The organism is Flavobacterium sp. CAU 1735 (genome assembly GCF_039888695.1).
In the GTDB taxonomy this organism is placed as follows: domain Bacteria; phylum Bacteroidota; class Bacteroidia; order Flavobacteriales; family Flavobacteriaceae; genus Flavobacterium.
In genome coordinates this window covers 254,444-274,928 of the sequence record NZ_JBDQQQ010000001.1, presented here as the reverse complement: position 1 = coordinate 274,928, position 20,485 = coordinate 254,444, and the positions used below count along the sequence as shown (strand labels likewise).

20 protein-coding genes and 1 tRNA gene are annotated in these 20,485 nt (G+C 39.8%); 16 read left to right on the top strand and 5 right to left on the bottom strand.

From position 1 onward, the window contains the following. The first annotated feature begins 42 nt into the window (after window positions 1–42). The 12 genes from AAFN64_RS01410 (at window position 43) to AAFN64_RS01355 (ending at window position 10,998) form a co-directional block, all read left to right on the top strand. On the top strand, window positions 43–807 hold the full coding sequence (locus AAFN64_RS01410) for a hypothetical protein (protein WP_347759047.1): 765 nt from the start codon (window positions 43–45) through the stop codon (window positions 805–807). Window positions 808–1,257: 450 nt separating this feature from the next. After that, window positions 1,258–1,803, top strand: a complete 546-nt coding sequence (locus AAFN64_RS01405) for a hypothetical protein (RefSeq protein ID WP_347759046.1) — start codon at window positions 1,258–1,260, stop codon at window positions 1,801–1,803. Window positions 1,804–1,879: 76 nt separating this feature from the next. Next, on the top strand, window positions 1,880–3,094 hold the full coding sequence (locus AAFN64_RS01400; RefSeq protein ID WP_347759045.1) for an ankyrin repeat domain-containing protein: 1,215 nt from the start codon (window positions 1,880–1,882) through the stop codon (window positions 3,092–3,094). Beyond that, window positions 3,094–3,708 (top strand): hypothetical protein, encoded by a 615-nt coding sequence (locus AAFN64_RS01395; protein ID WP_347759044.1) that lies wholly within the window; start codon window positions 3,094–3,096, stop codon window positions 3,706–3,708. The genes AAFN64_RS01400 and AAFN64_RS01395 overlap by 1 nt, the downstream gene beginning before the upstream one ends. Window positions 3,709–3,710: 2 nt before the next feature. Then, the gene (locus tag AAFN64_RS01390; protein ID WP_347759043.1) at window positions 3,711–5,381 is read left to right on the top strand and encodes a hypothetical protein; all 1,671 of its coding nucleotides are present in this window, start codon (window positions 3,711–3,713) and stop codon (window positions 5,379–5,381) included. Beyond that, a complete protein-coding gene (locus AAFN64_RS01385) occupies window positions 5,365–6,039 on the top strand; it encodes a hypothetical protein (protein WP_347759042.1) in 675 nt (224 codons plus the stop codon). Before AAFN64_RS01390 ends, AAFN64_RS01385 begins: the two co-directional genes overlap by 17 nt. A 2-nt stretch (window positions 6,040–6,041) precedes the next feature. Then, window positions 6,042–6,791 (top strand): hypothetical protein, encoded by a 750-nt coding sequence (locus AAFN64_RS01380; protein WP_347759041.1) that lies wholly within the window; start codon window positions 6,042–6,044, stop codon window positions 6,789–6,791. A gap of 153 nt (window positions 6,792–6,944) precedes the next feature. Beyond that, window positions 6,945–7,463, top strand: coding sequence for a hypothetical protein (locus AAFN64_RS01375; protein WP_347759040.1), 519 nt, complete (start codon window positions 6,945–6,947; stop codon window positions 7,461–7,463). A gap of 77 nt (window positions 7,464–7,540) precedes the next feature. Then, complete coding sequence (locus tag AAFN64_RS01370; RefSeq protein WP_347759039.1) at window positions 7,541–7,864, top strand: hypothetical protein; 324 nt, start codon at window positions 7,541–7,543, stop codon at window positions 7,862–7,864. A gap of 313 nt (window positions 7,865–8,177) precedes the next feature. Further along, entirely contained in the window at window positions 8,178–9,689 is a 1,512-nt protein-coding gene (locus AAFN64_RS01365; RefSeq protein ID WP_347759038.1) for a hypothetical protein, read from the top strand. A 12-nt stretch (window positions 9,690–9,701) separates the two neighbouring features. After that, window positions 9,702–10,322 (top strand): DUF6705 family protein, encoded by a 621-nt coding sequence (locus AAFN64_RS01360; protein WP_300485982.1) that lies wholly within the window; start codon window positions 9,702–9,704, stop codon window positions 10,320–10,322. Window positions 10,323–10,374: 52 nt separating this feature from the next. Next, window positions 10,375–10,998: a DUF6705 family protein gene (locus AAFN64_RS01355; RefSeq protein WP_347759037.1), complete on the top strand. Its 624-nt coding sequence runs from the start codon at window positions 10,375–10,377 to the stop codon at window positions 10,996–10,998. 199 nt (window positions 10,999–11,197) lie between these two features. On the opposite strand, the gene AAFN64_RS01350 is transcribed toward AAFN64_RS01355, so the two are convergent. The 4 genes from AAFN64_RS01350 to AAFN64_RS01335 form a co-directional block, all read right to left on the bottom strand. Continuing rightward, window positions 11,198–11,285, bottom strand: a tRNA-Ser gene (locus AAFN64_RS01350). A gap of 63 nt (window positions 11,286–11,348) precedes the next feature. Next, the gene (locus tag AAFN64_RS01345) at window positions 11,349–12,377 is read right to left on the bottom strand and encodes an asparaginase (protein WP_347759036.1); all 1,029 of its coding nucleotides are present in this window, start codon (window positions 12,375–12,377) and stop codon (window positions 11,349–11,351) included. Further along, window positions 12,370–13,503, bottom strand: a complete 1,134-nt coding sequence (locus AAFN64_RS01340) for a 1-acyl-sn-glycerol-3-phosphate acyltransferase (RefSeq protein WP_300491669.1) — start codon at window positions 13,501–13,503, stop codon at window positions 12,370–12,372. The genes AAFN64_RS01345 and AAFN64_RS01340 overlap by 8 nt, the downstream gene beginning before the upstream one ends. Before the next feature lie 63 nt (window positions 13,504–13,566). After that, window positions 13,567–14,334, bottom strand: a complete 768-nt coding sequence (locus AAFN64_RS01335) for a TatD family hydrolase (protein WP_300491671.1) — start codon at window positions 14,332–14,334, stop codon at window positions 13,567–13,569. Window positions 14,335–14,400: 66 nt separating this feature from the next. On the opposite strand from AAFN64_RS01335, the gene AAFN64_RS01330 reads away from it, so the two are divergent. The 4 genes from AAFN64_RS01330 to AAFN64_RS01315 all read left to right on the top strand — a co-directional run bounded on the left by AAFN64_RS01330 (window position 14,401) and on the right by AAFN64_RS01315 (window position 19,110). Further along, window positions 14,401–14,844 (top strand): retropepsin-like aspartic protease, encoded by a 444-nt coding sequence (locus tag AAFN64_RS01330; protein ID WP_347759035.1) that lies wholly within the window; start codon window positions 14,401–14,403, stop codon window positions 14,842–14,844. Between the two features lie 56 nt (window positions 14,845–14,900). Next, the gene (locus AAFN64_RS01325) at window positions 14,901–16,490 is read left to right on the top strand and encodes a T9SS type A sorting domain-containing protein (RefSeq protein WP_347759034.1); all 1,590 of its coding nucleotides are present in this window, start codon (window positions 14,901–14,903) and stop codon (window positions 16,488–16,490) included. 102 nt (window positions 16,491–16,592) lie between these two features. Next, window positions 16,593–17,936 (top strand): T9SS type A sorting domain-containing protein, encoded by a 1,344-nt coding sequence (locus tag AAFN64_RS01320; protein ID WP_347759033.1) that lies wholly within the window; start codon window positions 16,593–16,595, stop codon window positions 17,934–17,936. Between the two features lie 349 nt (window positions 17,937–18,285). Continuing rightward, a complete protein-coding gene (locus tag AAFN64_RS01315; RefSeq protein ID WP_347759032.1) occupies window positions 18,286–19,110 on the top strand; it encodes a hypothetical protein in 825 nt (274 codons plus the stop codon). Window positions 19,111–19,171: 61 nt separating this feature from the next. Here AAFN64_RS01315 and AAFN64_RS01310 read toward each other — a convergent pair whose 3' ends face one another. Next, a complete protein-coding gene (locus AAFN64_RS01310) occupies window positions 19,172–20,389 on the bottom strand; it encodes a TCR/Tet family MFS transporter (protein WP_347759031.1) in 1,218 nt (405 codons plus the stop codon). Window positions 20,390–20,485 lie beyond the last annotated feature (96 nt).

Genomic DNA, 20,485 nt, shown 5'->3' with positions numbered 1-20,485 from the left:
AAAACACAATTATATTTTACAAGTGCCCGATTGATTAGACTCATGAAGCTCTACTTACTTTCTGAAAATGATTTTAGACTGCTATTCAGAGAAGAGTGCGCGCAATTGGAAAAGGAATTTTTCGGAACCTATAAAATCGGAGGCGGAGGCATCAAGAATGACGGATTTGACCTTGACCGTTTTATAAATGATCAAAATAGTGAGACTTTTGCTACCATTCTACAAAAGATTCTTGTTGAAAAAGAATTCACCAGCGACCAAATCGCAAAAAAGATAGCATCGTTAGCAGGATTCGCTCCATATGACAAGGCCGCGATCCAAAAGTTCATAAAAGACAATCTTATTTTTAACGATCCTCAAAAAGGAAATGATTTAAAGCTGGTTTTCGTAGTCGTATATACAGCCTTAAAACAAGGCGGTTTTTACAAGGCATCCGATATCCATCCGAATCAACTTCTTGGAGAATGGCTTTCCACCAGGGAAACCGGACAACTACGGATTAATTACAATATGACCAATTTTATGCCGCTTGGCAATAAGATACATCTTATAGTGAGTCGCTATGACGACAATTTCCTCAGTTTTAGTTGTCTGGCAAAGGTTATGGACTATGATACAAAAGAGGAAGGAGAACTTACCGTTCGTGATACCCTTATCAATATACAAGATGAATATATTCACCACCATTATTTAGACGGAGAAAACGTTCACTTTCTATATAAAAGTCTGATTTATGGATTTGATGGATCTCGTTTTGAAACACAGATTGACAATATCGGTTTTACTTTTGAAAAAATGAAAAAGTAGCATTAATGGAAAGGCTACCATTCAAAGACCGATTAAGGAATCAAGAATTGAATAAAGGCTAAAGTACTTCTGGTTTTTTAAGAGTTTTACATTCAGAATCAGGCGTTCACAAAACAGTTACAGTGTTAAAAAAATACACGTTTTTGTGAAATTTAACAATCATTTTATATACAACTATTTGTTTAATTGATTTTAAATTGTACTTTCGAAAGAAATTTCCGATCTATTTCAATACAGAACTACAAAAAATTGAAAAAGAGGAACAAGAAATCTTCGATTTTATTGAAAACAATGCGGGTGATTATGAGTTAGATTGATCGTATTCAATTGACAATAGACACTGGTTCCACATGATTCGCATAAAGATTTTCGCACCCCTTTAAAAAGCGAATCCACAACGAGTAAAACCAACAAAAATCAATAAATATGAAAAACAAAAAATTCCTACTTGTGGCAGCCTTCGCGACGCTTGCCTTCACTACTTACAGCTGCAACGGTAACAAATCCGAAAATGCAGCAGTAACAGAGGAAACGGCAACTGCAGCTCCGGAAAAACCACTGGTATTCGCTGAATTCGTTGCTCTTGATTTGAGCAGCTACGGAATTCCTGTTGTTACAAAAGCACCAAAAGACGCAAAAGTGATTAAAAGCACAACAGAAGGCGAAGTTTTCGTATACGGTGGAAAATTGTTTAAGCTCACTTTTTCGACCCATGAAGGAAATGCAGAAGAATCGGTAGGGATGATCAAGGAAATCACAAGCGATAAAGAAATGAATCCAGGCTTCGACAAATTTGTAACCGAAGACCCGACCGGTTTCGTGAAACAAAACAAGGAAGGTAAACTTGCGTTCACATATGGCGTAACGACTGGCACATCTTCCGTAATTATCCAGGAAGGAATGACCTTCGATCAATCTCCGGATCAATTCACAGATTACAGCGCAGACGACGTTAAATTAATGTACGAAGCGGCAAAAGCAACCATAGCAAAATAAATTAAATATCTCATACTTTTTTTGAGCCTTGGGCGACATACTGTCCAAGGTTCCTATTCAACCAAAACAACCAAATATGGACATTAACAAAGAACTTGTAATCGCGGCGGAAGCAGGCGATATCGAAACCGTAAAGCAAATGCTGGCCAAAGGTGCCGATGCCAGTGCCATGGGACCAAATTCAGGCGCTTTACATTGCGCGGCGGCCTACGGCCATCGTGAAATCGTACAACTTTTGCTGCAACACGGTGCTAACCCGAATGTGGCGGACAACCAATCGTTTTATCCGATCCACTTAGCGGCAGCATACAAACATAAAGATATCATTCTGGATCTGATCGAACACGGTGCTAAAATCGATGTGGTGACTTCAAGTAAGGGAACCCTAATGCACATCGCTGCAGCAAACGACTTCTACGAAATTATGCACATATCGGCAGTCAAAAGATCACTATTAGAAACCAGAGATCACGAACAGAAAACGCCGTTAAATGTAGCCGCATCGCTCGGTAGTTATGCGTTTGGATGGCGACTTATTGAATCTGGTGCCGACGTAAACACGCTGGACGATTCCGGATTTTCGCCTTTACTTAACGTTTTGATGCGTTTGGGACAAGCCAAAGTAGGACATTGGGAATCGGAAGGAACCAATTCCGGTGTCTATGTAAAATACCTGATCGAAAACGGCTGTTTCCGCTATATAAAACCGTATAATGGCGGCGCAAACGAAAAAGGGCGTGTGCTTTCGCTTATGGATCAGTATGACATCTCCGGATATTCCTGGGGACCAACCGAGCATCGCAACTATGTAAACTGTATCTATCTGGCCAAAGATCTTATCAAAAAAGGAGTGGATGTAAACATTCGTGGCAACAATGGTAATACTCCGATGATCATGGCTTGTTCAGCCGGAGAACCGGAAGCAATGAAACTATTGGCAAAAAAAGGCGCCTCTTTCGACGTCAAAAACGATCAGGGAATCACACCTTTACATTACGTCGCACGCAGCAAACGCCTTGACGGGTTAAAAGCATTTTTTAAACTTCACCCGGAACAAGACATCAATGTAGTTGATGAAAACGGATGGACAGCAGGACATTATCTGGGCGATATAGGCGGACCTGCCGAAATGGCAAAAATCCTGGTTAAAGCTGGTCTCGACACCACGATCGGAAGTACCAAACAGGTAGTCGCACTTCCTGTCGGAACCACCGCAAAAGAAGTCGCCGAACATTGGAAAGACACCGAAATGGCAGCACTTCTAACACCGAAAAAAGCAAAAGCAAAATAATGGCAAAGTCAAAACCTATCGGGCTTAGAAAGATTGCAAAACCGGAAGACATGAGTAAAGTAATCATTTCTTTTCCGAAACCCGCAGACGTCCTTGCCGAACCGAAACATTTCGAGCAACGAATTTTGTTACCGCAATACAGTATTCCTGGATCTATTATAAAACCGGAATTCACCGATCTTGTGTTCCATTTTATTGTGACACCGGTTTTTCTGGATTATGCCGATTTTAGGCTTACCGCTGACAACAAATACGAAATCGTATCGTATAGTGAAACGCCAATCTCAGACTTCGACGAGAAGTTTCTTAAATGGTGTGCCGATGAAATGCACGATAATTTTTACGGATACGAGGACAAACCGACCTATTTCGAAGTCGACAAATCGGTAAAAAGCGAAAGCATTTATAAAGGCGGAGAACCCATTTGGGATCAAACCACCTACGAAAAAGACCATGTGCGCAAAACCGATTATTCACTCGATATTTTTAAAGATGAAAACGGCGAGCTTATGGAATTTATCGCTGCTCTTTATGACAGTGGAGTCTATGGTTCGTACAATCTGTTCTATTCGCCTAAGACGCGTTTAATACGTCAATTTCACCAATCGACTTAAAAATGAAAGCACTTAATAGCTTACAGGCTGATCTAAACCGACTTTACGAAGGTCAGGATACCCAAAAAGCCTTAAAAATCGAATTCAACAGAAAAGAGGGTTCACTCGAACAGATGCGCATCTTTGAGAACGGATATTGGTTTTTAGCACCTTTTGCATTCGACCGGGCCTCTTACAAAACTTTAGCCGTATCGCTTTCACCTCGTATGACGTCTTTAAAAAACGAACCTGTGGTGAAGGCTTATACCGGGTTTTACAAAAACGTAACCGCCAATACCCTGGCGCCGAACCTAAAAGCGATGATTCCAATGGCATACCTGCAACAGATGGAAACGGCCAAAGAAATCAAGGCTTTAAAATCCGACCTTAATGAGGCTATCAGTCTGTCGAAGCCGCTTTTTGATTATTTAGGAGAAGGTGATCTCGATTTTCTCAAGTCTTATCTGTTGGATGAGGAAAACCTGGAACGCTTTAAAAAAGCAAAGAAAAATCATGACGCTTTTTTCTGTGATTTCTGGAACCATTATTACGACACGCCCGAACACAAAAAAGCTTTTGATCTTTTTGCTCAGCTAATTGACAACAAGAAATTCCTACCCGAATTTCAGGAGGAAGACTATGGTATCTGGAATGCCTACGTGCGTAGTGTACTAACGCAACGTGCTTACGATCTGGAACGCAAAAATAGAAACCAAATGGAAAAATGGTATTGGCATTTATGGAAGTATGCCTGTATGCCACACGGATTGGACTGTGACAAAATGCCTTTTAAGAAATACCAATACTACTACGGTAACTCTAACGACTTGATGTGGGGCGTGAGTCTCTCCATTAATTCGGTACGCGATCACGAAGGCTTTTTACCGGATGAAGTAGCCAACCATCCGTTGTATGAAGCTACGACGCTGATCGAAGGCAAACAATACACCGGTGATCAGCATTGGATCGCTGCAAAGCGTTTCGACGAAGAGTACAACGATCCCGAAGCCTGTTGGAATGCCTTGGTGTCTACAGCCTATTGGGCGGGTCTTGCAAAACGTATGGACCTGGTGGAAGCGTCATGGCAATATGCGATCGATTTGTCGAAAAGACAAGGTTGGAACGTCTTGAATGAAGTACTTAGCGATCAATGGGCTTTTTACGAGTATCACAAAAATGACAGACGCGCCAAAATGGACAGCGTTAAAAGTCTTTTAGATGATTTTATCAAAATCGAAACTGAAGCACTTCGTTCTAACGACGCTTCGCTGGTAGGCCAATTGCATGCTATGACGTATCTCAAATGGAGTTTCCTACCGGAATTCGATTTCGGATGGGAAGAACAAATATCTAAAAACGAACAACCGATACCGCGTCATCTGTATAAAATCGTACAATACGACCACGAACATTACGGGGAAATCTGGGCGTGCTACCTATCTGCCGCCAATCCGGAAAACGGACGCAAGACGTTGGACGATTGTTTTATATTGGCACAAATTGACGGCGAACACAAACTAATTGCCCGTTGTGTCGCAACAAACAGTAAATCCGACCGATGGAAACAGGTTTCCGGAAACTCAGAGGTCGGGGATTACCTGAGAGAAACTTTTATTACACAACACTATTTTAACAGGCCCACCGATACGGAATGGGCATTAAACGATTTCGGAGACTATGAAAAAATTTTTTAAAATTGGCTGCGTAGCATTTATCGCCTTAATAGCCATCGCCTATGCTATTTATTACATTCAAAACGGACCAACCGGACCAACCCAGGCTGTTAAATTTATGAACACGGGAACCGAATTGCGATCCGTAACTTTTGAACAGATAATGCCCGACGGGAAACTGGAGAAAATATACACCATCGACCAAAAAATCAAACCTAGCGAATCGCTTATCAAGGAAATTCCGGCAGGAAATTACAAGGTATCCGTATGGGACACGAACGACAGTTTGGTCAAAGCATCCGATTACAAGCTCGTACTTCCTAACCCGGAAAAATCGAATTACCAACTGATGCGTTTCGATTTGGCCGTAGATAAACTTTTCGTACTGGTTAACATGAACAGTTTATACGAAGGCAATGCAATCGCCGAACACATGGCGAATGCGGCGGGTACAAAAAGCAATGGGATTCGTATTGCAAAGGTCTATGAAGGTGATTTACCCTTTCTAATCGAAGAAGCGTATACGATACGTACCATAATCGACCTTGAAGAGGATTTCCCAAGTAGCAAAAAATACGGTAATGTGATCTACGGATTGTTTGCCATTCCGAAAGATTTACCGAAAGAGCAACTACAACGCGCCTTAATGGAAGAAATCGTCAAAAAAACTAAAGAATAAACATGAGAGAACAAATACTACAATTGCTTAAAAGCGATTCCTATCTGGGTTATATCAACGGAATCGATCTTTTCCTTGATAGTTACCGTAACAATTCGATCACCAGTGCTGATTTGGATCACGAGATAATCGAACGCACCTGCGCCGTTTTCCTGATCGAAAATTGGGCGACATTCGAAGATTGGGATAGTACGCTCGAACGTTTTATGGACGTGTTGCCGGGTTATGGCGACTATCTGTCTCACGAAGACATCGGACATCATTTGCGAGGACTTGCGATCTTTATCGACGGAATCTATCAAGGCGAAATTGACCTTTCCGGTTTTTTATACGCCTCCGGAAACGTGTATATCAATGCGCAAACCGCAGCACAATCGCTTAAGGAGTTTTTCCAACAACAAAATGACGAAGCATCGACCAAATTGTTCGAAGAAATCGAGACTTTTTTTGGCACTATTTCTTCAGGTCAATTCGGTGCGGCAGCAATTCTGACAGAATTGCGCGATTGGTCGGTCGAAATGGCACAAGGTTTTTATGTCGTGATGGCGCGTACGGAATACAACCGTATCTGGATGTTACGCAGTATCTACAAAGTAGTCGATTCGCCTATCATTCAGGAACATATTTTCGACAAATTCCTTAATATTTTACGTCCGATGCGCGTCAAATACGAAGAAAATGGCGAAAGTGAAAAAATCGAACAGTTAGATGAATTTATCGAAAGCATCGTTTCTGCGAGCAAAGGCGACTAATTTCATCGAAAAATAAAAGTTGTTTAAAGAAATCCGTCAAAAGGATGCCTTATTAATTCCGTTCTTCGATCTGTTGAACGGAATTATTTTTTTTAAAATTGTACTTTTAGCAACTTGTCTGTTGAAATAGTACTACAACAAAAAACACTAAAAATGGAATATACTTCAATTTACGGCTATATTAAAATTGACCGGGATTATCACAAGTCGGTCGATTTTATCAAAACATTGGAAAAAGACAACACCTACCCGTTTATCAACACCAATATGTTTAGTTTTGGCGACTATGAAGTTCCGTATTATTATGAAAATATCCTATTGGGATTTGCCGCGACCTATAAATATTTCGGATTGGACACCTCCGACTGGAATGATTTTATCCTGAAAATGGAACATATCCTTCGGAATATCGATTTTGAAAATGCGCAATTTCATGTAGAAAGTGCCTTAGGCGATTACACCCTATTTTGGACGAATCGAAAGTCTGCTGTTACAGAAAAAAATGAAGCCGATTTTCTATCCGAATATCGGTTGATCAAAACAGAAGAATGGTATTTTGGTTTCGGAAAAAGAAGCCCGTTTATTGGCTATCCGGACGATGAAACCGCCGATCCTGATCAGGATTTACGAAATAACATTCCTGATTTTATATATCCGGTACCGAAGAAGTAGATTTTATAAAATCCGTGGCATTTGAATGTCCCAATCCTATTTTCATTTATTTCAACTTAGCAACAAATAAGGCCTTTATGAATTACGCGATACAAGTATTAAAAGAAAAACAAGTCCAATTGGTAGCGCAATTACGCGAAGGCAATGCCAACAAAGCAGCCATTTTAAAGCAAAAGAAAGAGATTGATACCGCACTAAACTGGCTCGAGACTATCGAAAAAAAAAATTTGGGGCGTTTGTCGGATTACGAATGGATTGAACTTCCTTTTATGAATAATGGCTATTCGTCGTATAGAATTATGGATGATGGTGAAACCGACAACCGGGAACATTGGATTGAATTTAAAACACCAATTGAAGTTACCGCAACTGATTTTTTGGTACTCAAAAAGCCGCAATAATACGATCGGAAATTTGGAAATCGGAGGTTCCTATACTCCGGAAGCATTCCGATTTGTATATCCGGCACCGAAGTCGTAAATTTTATAAAATCTATTTTGGCATTTATTACTTAAAACATCTTGTAAAAAGGCTTCAAAAGCATCCCTTTAATCAAAAAACAGGCACCTGAGAACCGTAACGAAAACTTGAAAAATCCGTAAAACGCATGCGTATTTATACGTATTTTTACACAGATTGCACCAATTTACGGGAAAACGCAAATATTTTCATCTGGAAAAATACAATATTTGCGACTATTAATAATTCAAGACAATGAACCATAGAAAATTATATGCTTGTTTTCCTGTGATGATTTTGACGGTGTTTATCCTGTTTGGGTGCGAACTGGAACGTGATGCTATCAGCAAAGAAAGCTATCAGGAAAAAATAAGCATACGAAACAGCACTTTTGATATGCTGTTGAATGAAGAACAGTTTATTACAGCCCTTTCAAAACTGAACAAAGGAAAACAAAAAAAAGGTAGCACAGCCAAAACCGGCATGGAGGAAACATACGGTTTTTCTATTATGCCTGATATGTCCAAAGTGATACAGGACGGCGCCTATACTACCTATACATTTCAGATCAAACGCGAAATTAATAATCCTGATTTTTTCGAGAACCTTGTAATCCGCATGGATTCACTTAATCAGGCGAATGCGTATCTTGTCAAATACACGCCAACAACCCCATTAACCCCAAGCGAGGAACATGGCTCTTTCCACTTTAAAGGAACGGTCAATATCACGCAGATCGAATATGATATTACACCAACCGCAAGGGAGCTTCATTGCGTAACGGCAAACGTATTGATGTGTAATCAAGCATGGACAGCAGGTGGTTCGACAGAACCGCATGTCGCAACAGCAAATTGTAACGACCCTAGTCACCTTTATACAGTTACGTCTGTAGATTGTAGCATGACGGGTGCTGGCGGTGCTGGCGCGGGTTCAGGATATGGTGGCGGTAATGGCGGTACGATCGGAACTGAGCCAGGTGTTGGACATTCAGGCGGCGGAAGTGGCAATAGCGGTGGCGGCAATAACCCACCCGTAACAACAACCCCGGTTTTGGAAGACTTGGAAACAGCGATTACACCTTCTGGATGCAAAACGATTACCAAGCAGTTAGAAAAGTTTTCAGGCTTAAAACAGGAGCTTGTCAACCTTGCAGGAACAACATCTCAAAATCAAGAAAACGGCATATTTATTGATAAATCAGCAACAGCACAAACATCTAATCCTACACAGACCATTCCGCAGGGTATTGGCGGTATGATTGATATTAATCTAAACCCAAGTCAAAAATACGTTATGTTGGCACATACACATGATGCATACGGCGGCAATGGAAACGGCACCTATTCGATATTCTCATGGGACGACATGGCTGCGTTAAGTCGATTGGTACAAAATAATAAAATAGATACAGATGATTTTGTGTTCTATGTAATGACAGCAGATGGAACGAGGTATGCTCTTACAATTGATTGTACACTTTGCATTGACAGTTTTAGATATCCACGCACTAACGCGCAAGGAACTGTACTGGACATGAAAAAAATCGCTGAAATGGAAAAAATATTTCAAAAATACTACGGAACCAATGGAACCATCAAAGTAAATTCGAATGTCGAAGATGATAAAAAATCATTTTTAGAGTTTATAAAAGAAGCCAAGTTGGGACTTAATTTATTTGAAGTTGATGCCACATTTTCAAATTTTCAAAAACTGGAACTTGATAGCAAAAACTCTAATGTTATTAAAAAACCGTGTTCCAATTAAAACGAATCGATCATGAAAAAAATATTCAGCATTAGCGTATTACTTTTTATTTTTTCTTTATCTGCACAAGCACAGCAAGAAAAGGTTGAAGCGATTAGCCAGTATTTCAATCCCAATTTTAAAAAGAGTGCTTTATTTACTTATTACTATAAGGATGTAAACAACTACTTTGCGCCATTTATTGGTAAATGGATTTACCAGAGCGGTAGCCGAACCTTTGTTGTACAGTTTACAAAACAGGAAAAAGCACTTTATCAATCCGAGAATAATTCAAAATATTTTATGGATGAATTAATAGGCCATTATAAGCTGGTTCAAAATTATGGTACAGCCAATGAACAAATCATATATACATCCCAAATCAATGCAGGAAATTCAATAACCCCGTGGGTAACGATTATATTTGGCGCACCATTACAACAGTATCTCTTGGATGGCACTATTTATGACGTAAATATACCCTATACCGATGACAATCCGCTTGGCTTAAAAGGCATACTTAAAATAAGTATTAATCCTGCCAGTATAAACAATGCACAATGGAATGTGACACTTCCATCCGGACTTCATAGTTCTGCCAGCGCGGCGACATTCACAATACCGACCAACATCACACTTACAAAAGTTAATTAATGAAACGTAATCTGTTTCAGACCATTACACACATCGCTAGAATGTATTATCTATGAAAAAAACATTTAGCATTAGTATATTCTTTTTTGTTTTTTCTCTATCTGCGCAAGCACCTCCACCAAAAGTTGAAGAACTGAAAGAATACTATAATTCCAGCTTTAAAAAGAGTCCTTTGCTTACGTACTATTATAAAGATGTAAATAATTATTTTGCACCATTTATTGGCAGATGGATTTACCAAAATGGTAATCAAACATTTGTATTACGATTGTGGAAAGTAGCGCAAAAACCTGTTTATCCTGACGATCCACCAAAAGCCTATGTAGATGAATTACGTGGTCATTATAAGCTGGTTCAAAATTACGGCTCGGCAAATGAGCAAACCATTTACACATCAGAAATCAACATCGGGAATTCGAGTACACCATGGCCTACTATTATAATGGGAAACTCTCCTATAAGACCTTATGAAATGAGCGGACAGATTTACGACATAAGCCAACCATTCAGTCAGGCTCGCCCGCTCGGTATAGAGGGAGAATTTAAAATGAATATCAATCAATCCAACTTCAATACGGCTACTTGGAGAATTAAACTGCCGATGGGGATATATGGTACAAACCAATCAACAACATTTAACATTCCGACCAATATCACACTTACAAAAGTTAATTAAGACCTGATAAAAAACATAGGTTTAACAACAAAGGTATTTAACATAATCCCTTTGTTGTTAAATACATATAACCGATTTCAATGCTTCGGTCTCTAAGTCTTGATAACAGAAAGATGATTATAAACTTGAATGTTGCACCTATGTTGTTCCAAAACAAAAAAGCCATACTGTAAGTTCAGTATGGCTCTTGGTTATCTTGCAGAGAGGAAGGGATTCGAACCCTCGATACTCTTTTGGAGTATACACACTTTCCAGGCGTGCGCCTTCGACCACTCGGCCACCTCTCTAAATTTTCAGACTGCGAATTAACGACTTTTATTTTGTTTTTTCAATGCTTTTCTGAAAAATTTTTAGCTCATTTCACCGCGAATCGCCGTTTCGAATATGGTTTTAAAAACCGATGGGGAAACCTGTTGTCCCAACAGGTACATTAGCTTGGCTATCGCGGCTTCGGTAGTGATATCCCGACCCGAAATAACGCCTATTTTTTTAAGCTCCAATCCGGTTTCGTATTTATCCATATTGACACTTCCGCCCGAACATTGGGTCACATTGACTACATGAAGTCCTTTTTCGATGGCTTTTTCCAGCGTTGCAATAAACCAGTCTTCCGTTGGCGCATTCCCGGATCCGTAGGTTTCCAGTACAACGCCTTTTAGGTTTGGAATATGCAAAACCGCCTGTAATACGCTTTCGTTGATCCCCGGAAACATTTTGATGATCACCACATGATCGTCGAAGGTTGTGTTGACTTTCAGTTTTTTAGTTCCGCTTTTATGGAACAGTAGCTCTTCGTTCACTTTTAAATGCACACCCGATTCGGCAATGGCCGGATAATTGGGCGATGCAAACGCATTGAAATGTTCTGCGCTTATTTTGGTTGTCCGGTTCCCACGGTATAATTTGTATTCGAAATACAAGCATACTTCCGTGATCAACGGTTTGTTTTTATTTTTTAGGGTCGCAATTTGTATTGCTGTAATCAGGTTTTCTTTCGCATCGGTTCTTAAATCTCCTATTGGCAATTGCGAACCGGTAAACACTACCGGTTTACCCAGATTTTCGAGCATAAAACTCAATGCTGAAGCCGAATACGACATCGTATCCGAACCGTGCAACACCACAAAACCGTCAAATTTATCGTAGTTCGTTTCGATTGCATTCGCCATAGCGACCCATTTTTGTGGGTTCATATTAGACGAATCGATCGGTTCTTTAAACGAAAACGTTGCAATATCGCAATCTAACAGCTTTAATTCCGGGATACGTAATAACAATTCGTCAAAATCAAAGGCTTTAAGCGCACCGGTTTCGGCATCTTTCACCATACCAATGGTACCGCCTGTATAGATTAACAGAATGTTCGGTCGGTTAGACATTTTCGTATTTCATTTTATTGATAACCGGATTGGCATACATTGCCAGGAAACCATCACGCAGTGTTTTTACTTCTGCACCTAATTTCATTTCCAGTCTTCGTTCGAAAAGTTGCTTCTCTTTTTGCGTGTATTTATCCGAAAACTGATCCGTTTTATGTAGTAAATCGTAGGCAATAAAATTGGTTGGCCACAATCTGTAGGTCGACAGAATCGAATCGTCGATTACCTGTGCCAATGCCTGGATCTGTTTGTTGGAATTATCAAATTCGGCACCAATCTTATCCAATTCCGTATCCAATATATCACCAACATGGATGTGAATTCTTTTTTTCTGTCCGATAATGCCGCTAATCAGCGTTATAAAATCTTCGTTTTTTTCTTTTATATATACCTCATCGTTAGCTTCAGCCATTAATTGAGGCATTTTTAACGCATCTGTAGGGTCGTATTCATAAGAAATCGAAACCGGTACTATTTTTAATTTCTTAAAAAAGGGAATTACGTCTTTTCCTTCACAGGCCATCGCCAACATTTTCAATACACCGGGATGTGTTGCATCATTACCGTCTTTTGTACGTCCTTCGCGCTGGGCAATCCATACCGAACGATTCTCTTTTGTCAGCAAATGATACATAAATTCCGACATCAGCTTGGAACTTTGCAATAATTCTCTTGGCGATAATCCGCGTTGTACCAAAAAGTTACGATTTAATTTGGAAAGGGATAATAAAAAGGACTTTTGTACCAGATTATCTCCAATCGCCGAGGCAGTCATAACCATTCCATGGTCAAAAAGGCTGACATTCAATAAAGAAGTATCCAGAATGATATCCCTATGGTTCGAAATGAACAGATAAGCCGTATTCGGATCCAGTTTCTCGAAACCGGAAGTGGTTAAGCCATCGGAGCTTTTTTCCAACACTCTTTGTACCGACTGATAAATAAAATTCACCTGAAAGTCCCTGATAGAATGTGTCCTTTTTAATTGCTCCATCCATACCGCTTCATCTACATCGGGAAACGTAAAGCTCATCAAAGCCTTCATCATCGGATGATGCATGATACTTTGCAGTGCTTCATTTACTTCAGAATCATAAAACTGGCGTATATGATCAAATTTTGACATTAGTTATAAATTTAACAATCCACAAATGAACGAAAATTTTATTAATTGAAGGGAAATTCTTTGTTAAATCCCAAAAATTGCTTTGGAGTTCTCCGTAGTGATTCGGGCGATTTCGGCAACCGGGAGTTGGTATAGTTCTGCCAGTTTTTCGGCCACCAATCGGGTATAGCCACTTTCGTTCCGTTTACCGCGATACGGAACCGGTGCCAGATAAGGCGAATCGGTTTCCAACACAAGATGTTTTAAGTCAATTTGATTTAAAAATTGATCAATTTTACCGTTTTTAAAGGTTACAACACCACCAATTCCCAACTTCATATTATAGGAAATTGCCTGCAAAGCCTGTTCGTAGGTTCCGCTAAAGCAATGAAAAATCCCGAATAGCTCGTCTGATTTTTCCAATTCGAGTACTTCAAAAATTTCATCGAATGCCTCCCGACAATGAATGTTAATCGGCAATTTGTATTTTTTAGCCAGCTGAATCTGGTGACGGAAGGCTATTTTTTGAATCTCCAGTGTTGTTTTGTCCCAATACAAATCGATCCCGATTTCCCCAATGGCTTTAAACTCCCGTTGCGCCAATGCTGCTTCCACATGCGCCAGTTCTTCTTTATAATTTTCCTTTACATAGCATGGATGCAAACCCATCATGAGGTATATATGTCCCGGATAGGCTTTTTCCAACGCATACATTTTTTCCGTATACGTCGAATCGATCGACGGTACAAAAAACCGGGTCACGCCTGCTGCAATGGCTCTTGTTATCATTTCATCCCGATCCTGGTCAAATTCTTCCGAATATAAATGCGTATGGGTATCTGTTAAAGTCATCCTAATCTTGTCTTTTTAAAGTTGCAAAGGTACAAAGTTGTTCGTTTTTTAAGCTACATTTGATTTATGGAAAATTTACAGGGCGTTTTAAAAGACAACGGCTATACCAAGATCCCTTTTAAAGTATCGAAAACACAACATTTGTTGGTCAAAGCAAAAATCAACGGGATTTCCGGTGATTTTATTTTAGACACCGGTGCTTCCAACAGTTGTATCGGTTTTGAAAGCATTGATCATTTTCTGCTATCCGCGGAAGATTCGCCAACAAAAGCTTCCGGTGCCGGTGCTACCGGTATGCATACACAAATGGCTTCGGGCAATTTGCTACAACTTTCGCGTTGGAAAACGGATGATTTTTCAGTAGTCATTTTTGACATGAGCCATGTAAATCTTGCGCTACAACAGTACAAAGCGAAACCCGTTCACGGGATAATTGGTGCAGATATCCTATTAAAAGGCAAAGGAATTATCGATTACTATAACCATTATCTTTATTTGAAGAAAAAATAATCGCTATTCGCAATTTTTTAGTAGTTTTAGAGTCAAATTAGCAACTATTTGACATCATGACAAAAAACTACTTATTCTCCTTACTCGTATCACTTTTAACGACTGTCGTTATGGGGCAAGTTTGTCCTGTACCGGGCAACATCGCGGTGACCAATATTACTTCGAATTCGGCTGTTATCAACTGGACCGGTTCCGGCACAACACAATGGGAAGTCTATATCACACCTGCCGGAACGGCTCCTCCAAACAGCAACACAGTCGGAACTATCGTAACCAGCAATCCTTATGTTGTGACCAATCTTATCGGATGCACTTCTTATAATGCTTATATAAAAGCCGTTTGTTCTCCAACACAGAGTAGCAATTGGTCGGCTGCAATGTCATTTTCGACCGTTTTAGGACTTAATTCCGATATTCCGGATCTGGAAGCCTGTGACGCAAGCACGACCGGTTTTGCAACATTTGACTTAACTTCGAATAATTATGCCGTATTATACGGACTTAATCCTTCCGAATATACCGTAAGTTATTTTGAAACCATAACGGATGCCTATACTAATACGTCTGCTTTGGCCTCACCAACAAACTATGTAAATATTAATCAGCAACAAATGCAGATTTATGTTCGGGTTGAAAACAACACTTCAGGATGTTTTGCGATTGCCTATTTTTACATCAGAGTGACACAAGCTCCTCATGTTTATTTGCCAGCCAACGGACAAATCTGTTACAACCAGGCAAACAGTACAGCAACCCCTTACACCATTAACACCAATTTATCAGGCAACGGATATACATTTCAATGGTCCAAAGATGGTGTGATCATCGCCGGAGCAACGGGGAATTCATTTTCTGCCACAACCGAAGGCACCTATGCTGTTTCCGTACAAAACATCATTACAGGTTGTTCGGCCATGGCTTCAACTTTATTAACCTATTCCAGTGCTGTAAATGCCAATGCTACCATAGATGATCAAACAATTACAATCAATACTACAGGACCCGGAAATTACCAATATCAGATCGATAATGAACCGGCTCAACTGAGCAATATCTTTGAAAACGTAGCCTTAGGCTTTCATAGTATCGCTGTTATCCCTGTTAATTCCAGTTGCTCGCCTTTGTACCTAACCGTACAGGTAACGACACCTTCGGCACCTCGTGGACAATCGACACAAACATTCACGCAAGGACAAACGTTAGCCAACTTGGCTGTTAACGGACAAAACATTAATTGGTATGCAAATGCTTCGGCTCCCGGTTTAACAACAACTACCGAAACACGTCTACCACTGACTACTGTTTTAACGCATAATACCACTTATTATGCTTCGCAAACCATTAATGGTATTGAAAGCCCGGATCGTCTGCCGGTAACGGTTCAATTAGCAGCACTAAGCAACGAAGATTTTAACTTTAAGAAATTAGCCTATTATCCTAACCCGGTGACTAATAATCTTACTGTTTCAAATCCGGAAGCATTTACCGGAATAACGATTTCGAATTTGTTAGGTCAGATCGTTTTCGACCGCAAAGTAAATTCCACTTTACACGAAATTGATTTTTCGAATCTTTCCAAAGGAATTTATATGGTTCGAATCTCCATAAATAGCCAAAGCAAGACTTTTAAAATCGTAAAAGAATAAAGAACAAGCCTCCCATAACGGAGGCTTTTTTTAAAATACACTATATATTTTGTAAGTTTTTTAATAGCTTTGAAAAAACAAACCTACTGAAAACCAGTAATTATGAAACAGAACTACTATTTAACGGTATTACTTTTTATACTCACCCTCAATTTTGTGTCAGGACAAAATTGTCCGGCACCTTCGATTGTACTTCCCTCTGAAAACACACCCTATTCTGTATCACTTCTAACGATGTCCGCCGGAAGTGAAACACAATGGGAAATTATCATACTTCCAGGCGGAAGTCCCGCACCAACGGCTTCTTCTACCGGAACAATTACCGCTTCCAATCCCTTTACCTTTACCAATCTTGAACAATGTACTTCCTACGATTTTTATGTACGCGCAAAATGTTCCGAATCGGAAAGTAGTAACTGGACACCACGTCTTGATATCATTACCGGCATACCGCTAGTAACCCCGATACCCGATTTATTGGTTTGCGATACCGACAATGACGGGTTCGCAACATTTGATCTTACGGCTCATAGCGATCTTATTTTAACCGGTCTGGACGATTCCTTTTATGCTGTCTCCTATTATAAGGCTTCCAATTTTCTCGGTGATCCAGCTCAACTGATAACCAATCCGGAAAGTTATACGAATACCACTCCACATCAAACTCTTATCAGTGTAAAAGTATATAGCAATGTTGGACGTTGTTACTACTATGGCTGGTTAAACCTTATAGCACTTCCAACACCAGAAGTCGAGCTACACGACGCAGCGCTCTGCTTTAATCCAGACACTCAAACCAGTACACCTCACACTTTTGACAGTCAATTATCCGATGCAGAATACGATTTTGAGTGGTTTTTGGGCAATGATCCTGTTAGTGGAGCTACCGGAAGTACATTTAGCACAACTACTCCTGGCACATATACTGTAACGGTGACTAATAGCACCACCGGTTGTCAGTCGACAGCAACAGCAACCTTATCACCACCCGCTACACTGATGGCAACAGCAACCGCAAACAATCAGACAGTTACCGTTACAATAGATAATCCTGGCAATTTCCACTATCAAATAGACAATGGATCCGTGCAAAGCAGTCCCATTTTTGAAAACGTAGCCGCAGGTAATCATACAATAACGATTATTCCGTTACAATCCGGGTGCCCTCCATTTTCCATTACTACAACCGTAGTCTTAAGTGATGTCGATTTTATTTTTCAAAAATTACATCTTTATCCCAACCCGGTGACGAATAGTCTTACTGTTTCGAATCCGGAGGCTTTTACCGGAATAACGATTTCGAATTTGTTAGGTCAGATCGTTTTCGACCGCAACGTAAATTCCAATCTTTACGAAGTTGATTTTTCCAATCTTTCCAAAGGAATATACCTGGTTCGTGTCTCTGCTAATGATCAAAGCAAAACTTTTAAAGTCATCAAAGAATAAAGAATTGAAATTACATTGTCATTAAAAACGGAACTCAAAAGGTTCCGTTTTTTTTTATTATACACTAAAACAGCTATCCGGTAACAGGTCCTTCTTTTTATTCATTGCGACTATTTCGTCTCTCTTCACATCCATTTTCATTTCTCAATCGACTAAATATTAAATTATTTCACGCCGGAAAGACAAAAATAAAACTTCAAACAAATTCGTTAAATATATTTATATTTACATATATTTTGTTAAATCAACCACTAATTAACCAACAAAATAGCTCAAACTAATTTATTTTATTCAATGACACTAAACCCAAAATAAATTAAAATCTAACCCAATCTTAACTAACTAAAAAATGAAACTGATTATTGAGCAACTCAAAAAAGGAATTCAAACCCATCCTTCCGTTCTTAACAGTACCTTATCTAGTGTCAAATCATGGAAACGAGCCCAGTATATCATCCTTTCGGAGATTATAGCCGATACCTTATCGCGGTCGGAATACTTACAGGGAAATCGGAAAAACGAACTGGGGACCACTATTTCGAGTACCACGCTACACCGTATTTTCACCAATGACTACGAGACAAAAGAAAACTCCGATTTGCGTTTTCTGAAAACATTGGACAAACTGGCTATTTTTATCGGTTATGCTTCGTTAAATAGTTTTATCGCAAACCACAAAGAAAGAACCAATCCCATTTCGTTATTCGATACTAATGATGAACATACCGCCTATTTTGAACATCTTATCCATCAGTTTTGCGAAGATGAATTTCGATGCCTGCTGAAACTACCCGAAGTAAACCTGAGTCGGTTATCCGATTTTATTTTTGAAGACGGTCCGTTAACCCAACGCATCACCGGATTACTGGAAAAATATGCCAAACTGAACCTCTTTTTAAACAACGATGACAATCGGTCGAAATTTGAAATCTACGATTTCCGGATTACACGCATCGACGATACGCTGACCGTAATTTCCACTAAAGAACGCTGGAATCTGGAATGGCGCGACGCTACCGGGACAATCAGTAATACCTACAACAAGGTGAATTTACAGACGTATTTTATCAAAAAACAACATAACACCTGGAAAATCTGGGACAATTACAATCCCGATTACCACAATCTCAGTTTGGAAGCATCGCTTAATATGCTTCAGAAAATTGAAGCCTGAAAAAACAAAAAACCTGTCAGAATACATCTGACAGGTTTTTTTTATTGTAAACATATACTATTTATAATTTTCCTTTCCGGAATACGGAATAGGATATTATCGTACTGATCAACATTAGAGTTCCTCCCAACAAAAAGGGCGCACCCGGAAATTGGAACGGCGCTTCGTCGTGGGTAAAAAAGTAAAACGTATTGGTCATTAAAGGCGGGCCAATAATGGACGTTACACTCATCAAACTCGTTAAGGTTCCTTGTAATTCACCTTGCTCCGTTGGTGGCACATGACTCGTGATAACCGATTGTAATGCCGGACCGGCGATACCTCCCAGACAATACGGTACCAGGAACATCAACATCATCCAGCCTTCATAGGCAAAGGCAAACAAGAACATTCCGATGGTATATAGTAACATTCCAACATAAATACTTTTCTCATTTCCAAGTTTTGGATTGATCCATCGGATTAAACCTCCCTGAACCAAACCAACCAGTAATCCGATGGCTCCTAATGAAATTCCAACCATTTTTTCGTCCCAATGGAAACGGTACATCGTAAAGAAACTCCAATTACTGTGAACGGCGTGTGCCGCAATGTATAATATCGTCATGGATACCACCAATCCGATTAACGACGGGTATTTTTTCAGGTTTAACAACGATCCCACCGGATTCGCTCTTTTCCAGTCGAAAGCACGACGGTTTTCTTTGGCTAACGATTCCGGAAGGACAAATATTCCGTACAGGAAGTTGATCGCACACAAAACAGCGGCCGCATAAAACGGAACCCGCGCACCATATTGTCCCAATACACCACCAATTACCGGTCCGATGATAAAGCCGAGACCAAAAGCCGCTCCAATCATTCCGAAGTTTTTCGCCCGGTCTTCAGTGGTACTGATATCGGCAATATAAGCCGAGGCTGTGGTAATACTCGCTCCGGTAATACCGGCCAAAATCCGCCCTATAAACAACCAGGTGATGGTTGGGGCAAACGAAAGCAACAGATAATCCAGTGCGAATCCCAAAAGGGAAACCAATATAATGGGTCTTCGTCCATATTTATCACTTAGGTTTCCGATTACCGGAGCAAAGATAAATTGGGTAAAAGCATAGGCAAATGTCAACCATCCGCCGTATTTGGAAGCCACACTAACGTCTCCGTGTATTAACTCTTCGATCAGTTTTGGGATTACGGGAATAATAATCCCCCAACCGGTAATATCGATGAGCATGGTTATAAATATAAAACCAATCGCTGCCGATTTTTGTTTCTGTTTCATTTATTTTTTCTTACTTAATCCGTCACAAAAATATTCTTTTTTGCTTCTGTTCGTATTTTTTCTTTTAAAGGTTACTTAATCTTTTTTAAATAGGTT